This window comes from Shimia sp. (assembly GCF_039969785.1).
GTDB lineage: Bacteria > Pseudomonadota > Alphaproteobacteria > Rhodobacterales > Rhodobacteraceae > Shimia.
On sequence record NZ_JBDVNC010000040.1, the window covers coordinates 1 to 9,284 of the forward strand.

Sequence of the window (9,284 nt, forward strand, 5' to 3'; positions counted from 1 at the left end):
TTCGTGCAGCAGGTCTTCCACATTGCGCAATGAAAGTGGAAATCGGACATAGAGCATCACCGCAAGGCGGATAATCTCAGGGCTCGTTTTGAAGTACCGAAAAGGGGATCGTTTTGTCATTCGGCAACGCTAGGTCGCCACTCTGCCCTTCACACCCTGCCCTTCACAACCGAGTTTCCTCTGACATTGCCCAATCAGTTAATGGGGCCTGACCCTAGCAGCGAAACGCACCACGGGCGAGAACCGGACATTCGCCGTGGAATGCACCAAGGTATGGCTGTAGGGCCAAATCTGCCACAGCCGGACCGATTACAAAGGCTATTCTAATAAATGGCCAGCCCGTCTGAATTGAAAGTGTGAAGCAGATCGTTGGAGATGCGCAAACCAACTGCGTCACCGGGCCTTAAGGTCGTATTTCCATTTACACGGACCGTGATTTGCCCAGCGTCTTCACACGAGAGGATCATGAAGGTATCGGCGCCAAGATACTCCAGCACATCGACCGTCCCCTCGATTAAACCTGCCCCGGGATCGACCAATTCGATGTGTTCCGGGCGCATACCAACGTCTGTCGCATTTTCATGCAGCGGTATGCCCTTCACCGACGTGCTCGGGACGACGTTCATCCGAGGTGAGCCAATAAATTGAGCGACAAACAAGTTGGCGGGGCGTTCATAAAGCTCGCGAGGGCTACCTACCTGCGCAATCTTGCCAAATTCAAGAACAACAATTCGGTCGGCCAGAGTCATCGCTTCGACCTGATCATGGGTCACGTAGATCATCGTCGACTGCAGGGTTTGGTGCAGCTTGGCGATTTCATAGCGCATTTCGACCCGCAAGGCAGCATCGAGGTTCGACAGTGGCTCATCGAACAGGAACGCAGTGGGATCACGGACGATTGAGCGGCCGATGGCGACGCGCTGACGTTGCCCGCCGGACAGGTCTTTAGGGCGGCGGTCCATGTAGTCGTCGAGCTTCAGGACGTGGGCTGCCTCGTTAACCTTGGCGTCGACTTCCGCCTTAGGCAGCCCCGCAGATTTCAAAGGAAAGCCGACGTTATCGCGCACCGACATATGCGGGTATAGCGCGTAAGATTGGAACACCATTGCCAATCCCCGCTTGCTGGGCGGCTCTGCTGTGGCGTCACGGTCCCCGATCATGATTTGCCCGCGTGACGTTTCCTCTAGCCCGGCGATCATACGTAGCAAGGTTGATTTGCCACAGCCGGAGGGGCCGACAAAAATAACGAATTCACCTTCTTCGATCTCGAGATCCACGCCCTTGATGACTTGCGTTTCGCCAAACCATTTTTCGACTGCATTGAGTTTGATTGACGACATCAGGCGGCTCCTCGTTGGTTTTCTCGATTATTTCCTGCCCACCCAAGCCAGACGGCAGCGGTCCAGGTGAATGTCTCTCCGCCTGCGGGTGTGCCGTCCAGCGGGCTGTAGTATTCGGCAAAGCCATTCATTTCCATCAGCCGCGCGGTGTCCCCACGGATGCGCGCGCCCAGATCATGAACGCCTTGCTCCTCCATACCGGAGCCGACGAGGTAGTTCATAATTGGCCAGGTCGGCCCGCGCCAGTAACGCAATGGTTCGAACCCTTCGCCTTCCGGGTCATAGCTCGCAAGGCCATAGCGGGCGGCGTTCAACATGCGGGCAACTGCGGGCAAGGCGCGGTCGTCTTTGATACCGGCATACCAACACAACGCAGAGGCGTTCGAGAGCACCCCATTGAAGTTTCCGGCATGAACGTCGCGGCTGTCAAATCCTGCAATGTCGGGGTTCCAGAGGGTCTCGACACCTGCTTCAAGCACCTTAATCCAGCCTTCGATCTCGGACACGTCCTCGCCGAAACGACGGCCCATCGCGGCCATGTCCCGTTGTGCGCGCAACAAGGTGAAGGTCATCGTGGGGTCGGCAACTCGGAAGGGGTTGATCTCGCGCAGTTTGCCCTGGTCCCAGTTAACCGAGACGCCTAGCTGCACCAGTTTGAGATAGCGGTCGTAGTCGTATTTGGTGGGGCGCATCGCGGGGTCGACATGGCTGGTGTCCCTGCGGGTGTAGTCGCCCACGTCCTCGGCATTGATTGCTTTCATTGCACCGTCCCAATCAGGGGCGTTGTCGCGTCCGGCTTCCCAAGGATGGGTGACGCAGACCGCGCCCTGATCCAGACGCCACTCCATGAACCAGCGGTGCCAAGCGTTAAGCTTGGGCCACATCGCACGGGCGCGGGGCTCGCCGCTGGGGTCCATGGCCAGCATCTTGGCCATGAAGGTCGCGGCGACTGGTGGTTGGCTGATGCCAGATGACGGGATTGGGCCACGCCCTTGCCAAACGTCCGGGCCCGGAAAGTAGCCGGGGTCAACGCGGTGAAACAGGATATGCGGCAGCATTCCGTCATCCCATTGGCCCGTTATCAGGGTTTCCAGTTCAATCCACCCGCGATCAGGATCAAACGTTGTGAATCCCCAGGCGGCAAAGGCGCTGTCCCAGTTCCACTGGTAAGGATAAAGCCCATGGGTCGGGAGCGTATAGCCCCCCTTGTCGTTCATGCGCAGAATGTCGCGGGCTTGTTCGTCTAACGTCATGTTATCCCTTCACTGACCCGGCGGTCAGCCCTTTCGTCATAAAGCGTTCGAGGCCCAAGAAGAGTGCCATGATAGGCACCGTAGCGATCACGGACCCGGCCATCAGATGCTGGCGTGGAATTTCAGAGGAGTTCAGCGCCGCGATCCCACGTGTCAGGGTGAATTTGCTTGGGTCATCCAGCAGCATGAAGGCCAGCAGGAACTCGTTCCAAGCGATCATGAAAACATAAAGCGACACCGAAGCCAGCGCCGGCAAGGACAGCGGCAGGGTGATCTTCCAAATTACCGCAAGGCGGCTAAGGCCATCCATCAGTCCGGCCTCTTCGACCTCTGACGGCAGGCCCCGAAAATAGCCTTGCAGCATGTAGAGCGCGACGGGGATCGTCGTCACAGGATAGATCATCACGATGCCAATGAAGGTGTTGCGCAGGCCCATAGCCGAGAAGGCTATGTAGATTGGCAGCGCTAAGACGATCATCGGCACCATGTAGATCAAGAGGATCGAGCGCGAGAACGCGGCTTGCCCACGGAACCGCAACCGCGCCACCGCATAGGCGCCCGGGATTGCGAATGCGAGCGTTATGAAGACCGTGATCACCGAGATGAAGAACGAGTTGAACAGGTAGGTGCCAAAATTGAACTGGGCGAACAGCTCATAATAGGATCGGAACAATTCTGATCCTTTGCTGAGGTCAATCGAGAAATCGAGTGGGTTCTGCATCAGCTCTGACTGGTTTTTGAAGCTTGTCATGACCATGACGTAGAACGGGATCAGCACGATTGCGGTGAAGAAAATATACCCAAAGCCAGTAAAGAAGCGGATCAGCGCGCCCTCGAACTCATGCCGGTTCAGGGCACCGGCAGGGAGGTCATCAAGGATGTAGTGGGTGGACCAAACAAATGCGACTGACAGGACAACGGCGGCAAAAATGGTGGAAAACGTTGATACGTCTTCGCCCATCACCAAGGGCCCAAAGCCAAGCAGGATAAGGGCCAGCAACGCCGCCCCTGCGAGGATTTCACCAATGAAACCGCCCAATCTGTGCCCAATCGCGAAGCCGATCACGCCACCCCACAAAAGGGATAGCCCGATGTGTGGGCGAAACGGCTCACCCGTAGCAAAACTCATCAGAACGGCGAACGTGGTGGACAGAACGACCATCCAAAGTGCACCAATGATGGGACTGGTGACATAGTTGAAGCGCAGCGCCTTCATAGCCCTTCCTCCCGAGAGATGTATTTGAGGAAGAACACCGAAAACGTCAGCAAGCAGCCAAAGATCACGACCGCCACCGCGGCGCCCGCTCCGATGTTAGAGATCGCGAAGGCCTGTTCATAGACGTTCACGGTCAGCGTGCGGGTGCCCGCGTTGCCGCCGGTCAGCAAAAAGATGTCGTCGAATTTGTTGAACGTCCAGATGAAGCGAAGCAAGAACAGCACGCTCAGGATGCCCAGAAGTTGCGGAACACTGAGAGACCAGAACTGCTGGAACGGCGAGGCCCCATCCATGTCGGCGGCTTCATACATATCGGTGTCGATGCTTTGCATCCGTGCAAGGATGAACAAGAACGACAACGGAAAATAGCGCCAGATTTCAAAGACGGTGACCATGATCAGGGCCAAAGGGCGTTCGCCAAAGAAGTTGATCGCCTGCGGGGTCACACCCATCTGGATCAGCAATGCGTTGGCCGAACCCGAAAACGGGTCAAACAGGATGAGCCACGCAAAGGCCACAGCGATAATCGGGGCCACATAAGGAAACAGATAGAGGCCACGCAGAATGCCTTGGCCACGGAAGGATTTGTTCAGCAAAAGCGCCGCGAAAAGACCCACAAGGAGCGCACCGATAGTGCCAAAGACGGTATAAAACAACGTCACCCAGAGCACTTCGGAAAACTCGCCGCCACTGAAGACCCGTTTGAAATTTTCGAGTGTAAAGGTGCTATTGGTCAGGACGTATGATGACACGCCGGTCGTTGAGGTGGGACTGTCTTGTGGGCGCAATCCGTTGTCCAGATAGGCTTGCTCGACCGTGACAGGGATTGTCAGGGTCTCACGGGTGCCCGGTTCCCAGTCACCCAGATCACAAAACAGAGCGCGCCCGTCCAGTGCGCAGCGAGGGTCTAGGTCTTGCACAGCAAGTCCGAGCGGCAAAGTGTCCAAAAAGCTCACACCGGTGATTGGTTGGTCCTGTGATGAATTGCGCAGGCGGTAGCGGATCGTTGCTTCATCGCCCACGGCGTCATAATCGCCGCGAATGTCTTCGCGTAGCACCACTTCGGGTGCGCGCAGATCGCCCAGTTCAACGGGCTTGAAAGAAATCCAGAAGATTGCCAGCAGCGGCAACAGGACGACCAGCGATACGGCTGTGATCGTCGGGAACAATAACCCCCAAGCCAAACGCGCTTCGCGTTTGCCGAGTGGTCCTGTGCCAATGGGGGGGCCTAGATCTGCCATCTGAATTCCTTTTGGGAATGCTATGGTTGGGGCTTGGGCACCCCGTCAGCGGGGTGCCCAATGTAGGTATTACTGAACAGCCGCGATTGCAGCGTTCAGTTCGGCAACAGTTGCAGCCGCGTCACGCTCACCGTCGATGTACTCGCGTACGAAACGGTTGATGACTTGGCTATTGATGATCGCAGAGGCTGCGGAAAGCTGGCCTTCGGCCACGCCCCAGCGCTGTGCGACATCCAGACCGCCAACGATCTCTTCGATCATTGACGCCTCATAAAGGTCGCCCAACGGTGCCTTGCGGTCTACACCAACGTCCAGTGTCGCCCAAAGGTCTGCGTACTCGGTCGGGTTGCCGGCTGTGCCGCGACGGACCGGGAATTTGCCTTCGGGGGCGATTGCCAGCGTTGCGCCATAGCCTTCGGACATGGAGTATTGAACGAATTCCATCGCCGCATCTGTGGACGCGTCGGACGTGATGCCGAAGTAGCGAACATCGCCCCATGCCGCACCATCAGGATTGGATGGACCCGCAAAGTTGGTCACGATTCCTGTGGCTGCTGCCAGATCGGAGGACGTTGGATCGTCGTTGATCGTGGGCGGGGCACTGTCACGAAGACCTGCAAGTTCGTCCAGAATAAATGGTGACCAAATGATCATCGCCGCATTGCCCGAGAAGTATAGGGTGCGGGACTGATCCCAGTACAGATCACCCGGAGGCGAGGCTTCGGCGATGGCCTTGTAGAATTCCAACACCTCGATTGTGGCCGCTTCGTCCAGTGCCTGAACTCCATCGGTGCCGACTGGGGACACGCCATTGGCTAGGAACACATGCTCAAGAACCTGAGACATGAAGTTCTCGTCGATCTTGGTTGCTGCCACAAAGCCGTACATCTGTGGTGGATTGTGCAGCGCATCGACGGCCGCCAGAACATTGGCGTAGGAATTTGGTGGCTCAAGGCCCTTTTCCGCAAACAAATCAGCGCGGTAGACGAGCATCTGCGTCCAGCCGTCCACTGGCACAGAGGCATAACCGCCGTCAACCGCAGCCATGTTCAATGCGCCCTGAGCGAATGTATCTCCGCCCAAAGCTTCGATGGCATCTGTTGCAGCATCCGTGTCCAGAATTCCTGCCTCGGCCCATGGGGCAGCATACTGAAGCGGGTGATAGATAACGTCCGGCAAATCGCCCGCGGCAAAGGCCGCCGTTGCGCGTGTGCCAAGGTCGTTTTCGGTGACCGGAATGACCTCGACCGTGTGACCGGAAGCGGTGGCGAAATCAGCAGCCATGGCTTCTTGACGGGCAAGGCGCTCGGGCTGTTCCTCGGTAGTCCAAAACCGCAGGTCATCGGCCGCAAGTCCTGTCGCGGACAAGGCAATTGCCATGGCAGCACCTGAGCGCAATAGTGATTTTCTGTTGATGGTCATAGTGTCTCCTCCCTAGAGATTTTTGGTGTTCGAATTCTAATGGTCGATGCAAGGTCCCGTTGACCCGCGCCTGACGAAGGCTGCATTCGCGGTCTTGCGTAAGTCCTCAGACGGCTCGCCCCGAATGCATTTGACCAGCAAGGTCGCCAATTCGACCCCCGCGGCCCGGGTGTCGACAGCAAAGGTGGTAAGTGGGGGCTGGGCGTGCGCGCCTTCTTGGATGCCGTCATACCCAACAACTGACAGGTCGCGTCCGATTGTGATCTCACGGTCAGCCGCGGCGCGGTAAACGCCCAAAGCCACTTGATCGACAGCACAAACGATCGCTGTTGGTGGATACGCCATATCAAGTAGAGAAGCCGCCGCTTCGCGGCCGTCGTCCATGGTAACCGCATTTTCGCGGATCAGATCGAGGTCAACTGCTAGACCGGCTTGCGCCATGCCCGCCCTGAAACCCTCGCCGCGCAATTTCGCGTAGGAATAGATTGTGCCACCGTTGATGAACCCGATCCGACTGTGTCCAAGCTCGGATAAATGCATCACGGCCTCTTGCATTGCATCTTCGCCGCGTATGTCGAACCAGCAGCACCCCTTGGGGTCAGCCTGTCGACCAAATAGGACAAACGGCACGTTTGCGGCGCGCAACAACTCAACGCGTGGATCGTTAACCATTGCGCGCGGCAGGATGAACCCATCTGCCTTGCGATCCCGCAAAAGCGTGCGGAATGTTTCGATCAAGTGCGCCTCACTGTCAGCGGACGCGACTGTCAACGTATACCCCTGCGCAGTTGATCCCGCCGATAACCCAGCAAGGAATTCAGCTAGGAAAGGGCGCTGGGCGTCATGATCGGCAAGCTGCAACACAAACCCAAGTGATCGGGTTCGTCCAGTCTTGATCGCCTGAGCATGGCTGAGCGGCTGATAGTTCATTCGCTCAGCCATGCGTTTGACCCGAAGTTGGGTCGATTTCGAAATATCTGGATATCCGTTGAGGGCCCGCGACACTGTCGATTTGGTCAAATTCAGAGCATCTGCGACGTCGCTAATCGTGACGCGAGAGCGGCTTGGACCGTCTGACAATATTGTTGGTGCGTGCCCCATGGTGTTCCCCCTGCGACTCACACTGAGTTTCGAAACCGGTTTCGGCAAGGGTATATTCAGCGAACCCCTTCGGATTGGTTTTCCGTCGCTGCCAGAAAGCGCGGTTTTGGTGGCAAGTCCCACCTCCGCTTGCCGCATTGAAGATCACAAAAGGTGGCAGCATCTTCAGCAATTCGCCGCCGCAAAGTTTCAGTTGGTTTCACTTACATTTGCTTTCGCTATTAGATCTCGCCGGATCGCCTAAAGTGAACATGAGGTTGATAGCGGACTGTCGCTGCGGTGCCCCTCTAAGCCCGGTTTGGGCGGTTTGTGTTGAAAAACTCCGAATTTAAGATGTCGCGATTTTTCGGAAGGAACCCGTGATACCGAAAAGTCAGATGAGATCCGTCGTGAGGCGCAGTGGGCTGCCACACGAGCAGAAGAAAGCTTATTTGGCCGAACCCCTCGCTTCGAAAAGTTAGTCGCGCTGTTCGGGCAAAAAATTCACTGATTTCGTCAAAAACGGAGTTTTTCAACAACATCGGCTGGAAGAAGTCATTGGCCACACAGGGTCCACGCGATTTCGCTGCAAGTGTGCTGCCGCACCGCCGCAAGGCGGCTGCGAGCCCACAGCAGGGTGCTGTCAGACGAATGCGAACCAGTCTCAGTTAGGCCAATAGGGTTGTCCTTTATGCCGCGCAAAGACACCGCCACTCAGCGAGAGCAGCGTTGCGATTCAGCTTGAAATGGTCTCTTTGGGAAAGGCTGCGCTCCTGATTGAAGTGGTTGAAAACGGATGCATGGACGGAAGCAAATTTCTGCAAACTACGCATGCGGCGAAAGCGATGCATGGCACGTTCCCTTCGTCGAAAAGGTAGGTGTGAATTTTCTGCGCGATTGTTTTTCCAACGACCAGTCTCTTGCCTAGCCACATTCCCGATAACTTTCATTGCAGCACCATAGGAACGCAATTTGTCGGTCGCGATGACTTCCGGTTGTCCATACCGCTTCATCGCTTTCTTCAAGAATTTTAGGGCTGCAACCCTATCGCGGCGCTTGGTGACGTAGCTTTCAAGCACCTCACCTTCGTGATCAACCGCACGCCAAAGGTAATGGCGTTCGCCGTTGATCTTCACGAAAACCTCATCGCGATGCCATTGCCAGTTCGAGTAACACCGCATCCGGCTGATCCGTTTTCTGCGGATTTCAGATGCAAACAATGGGCCAAACCGGTTCCACCAAAATCGGATCGTTTCGTGACTCACGTCGATGCCGCGCTCGTGGAGTAGGTCCTCCACGTTTCTAAGCGAAAGTGGAAACCGAACGTACATCATCACCGCCAAGCGGATGATCTCCGGGCTCGTTTTGAAGTATCGAAATGGGGAGCGTTTTGTCATGGCTAGAGGCTAGATTGGCACCCTGTCCTTCACAACCGAGTTTCCTCTGACAATGCCCTGACAGGGCCTATGACACGCGCAAGTGTCACGACGCTATTGCCGCTAGGAATGCCCATGCTGTTATTCCGCCGCGCAAGAACGCCAAGCCGTGGAAGCCCACAAGTGCCGGAGCAGTCGCTCGCAACGAAGCAGTCAATGGGTGGTGTCAGACTAATTCGAACCAGTCTCAGTTTACCGGTAAAAACAGCAACCTATGCCGAACAAAGTTGACGCCACTCGGAGAGAGCGGCGGCGCGGTTAAGCTTGAAATTGGCACGTGAGTAAAGGTGACGTTC

General features: G+C 56.4%; 7 protein-coding genes and 3 pseudogenes. 1 reads left to right on the forward strand and 9 read right to left on the reverse strand.

The window, feature by feature from the left end; translation table 11 throughout:
- The 8 genes and pseudogenes from ABJI08_RS18970 to ABJI08_RS19005 all read right to left on the reverse strand — a co-directional run.
- Positions 1-120, reverse strand: a pseudogene (locus tag ABJI08_RS18970) (IS6 family transposase); the annotation flags it as partial.
- 203 nt (positions 121-323) lie between these two features.
- Positions 324-1,340 (reverse strand): ABC transporter ATP-binding protein, encoded by a 1,017-nt coding sequence (locus tag ABJI08_RS18975; RefSeq protein WP_348403427.1) that lies wholly within the window; start codon positions 1,338-1,340, stop codon positions 324-326.
- Positions 1,340-2,593 (reverse strand): hypothetical protein, encoded by a 1,254-nt coding sequence (locus ABJI08_RS18980; RefSeq protein ID WP_348403428.1) that lies wholly within the window; start codon positions 2,591-2,593, stop codon positions 1,340-1,342. Before ABJI08_RS18980 ends, ABJI08_RS18975 begins: the two co-directional genes overlap by 1 nt.
- A gap of 1 nt (position 2,594) precedes the next feature.
- Positions 2,595-3,809, reverse strand: a complete 1,215-nt coding sequence (locus ABJI08_RS18985) for a carbohydrate ABC transporter permease (RefSeq protein WP_348403429.1) — start codon at positions 3,807-3,809, stop codon at positions 2,595-2,597.
- A complete protein-coding gene (locus tag ABJI08_RS18990; protein ID WP_348403430.1) occupies positions 3,806-5,050 on the reverse strand; it encodes a sugar ABC transporter permease in 1,245 nt (414 codons plus the stop codon). The genes ABJI08_RS18985 and ABJI08_RS18990 overlap by 4 nt, the downstream gene beginning before the upstream one ends.
- Before the next feature lie 69 nt (positions 5,051-5,119).
- Complete coding sequence (locus tag ABJI08_RS18995) at positions 5,120-6,472, reverse strand: ABC transporter substrate-binding protein (RefSeq protein WP_348403431.1); 1,353 nt, start codon at positions 6,470-6,472, stop codon at positions 5,120-5,122.
- Between the two features lie 36 nt (positions 6,473-6,508).
- A complete protein-coding gene (locus ABJI08_RS19000; RefSeq protein WP_348403432.1) occupies positions 6,509-7,573 on the reverse strand; it encodes a LacI family DNA-binding transcriptional regulator in 1,065 nt (354 codons plus the stop codon).
- A 668-nt stretch (positions 7,574-8,241) separates the two neighbouring features.
- Entirely contained in the window at positions 8,242-8,949 is a 708-nt protein-coding gene (locus ABJI08_RS19005) for an IS6 family transposase (protein WP_348403433.1), read from the reverse strand.
- 59 nt (positions 8,950-9,008) lie between these two features.
- Between ABJI08_RS19005 and ABJI08_RS19010 the strand changes: the two are divergent.
- A pseudogene (locus tag ABJI08_RS19010) lies at positions 9,009-9,143 on the forward strand (transposase); the annotation flags it as partial.
- Positions 9,144-9,200: 57 nt separating this feature from the next.
- Here the strand turns inward: ABJI08_RS19010 and ABJI08_RS19015 are convergent.
- Positions 9,201-9,284 (reverse strand): annotated as a pseudogene (locus ABJI08_RS19015) (IS6 family transposase); the annotation flags it as partial.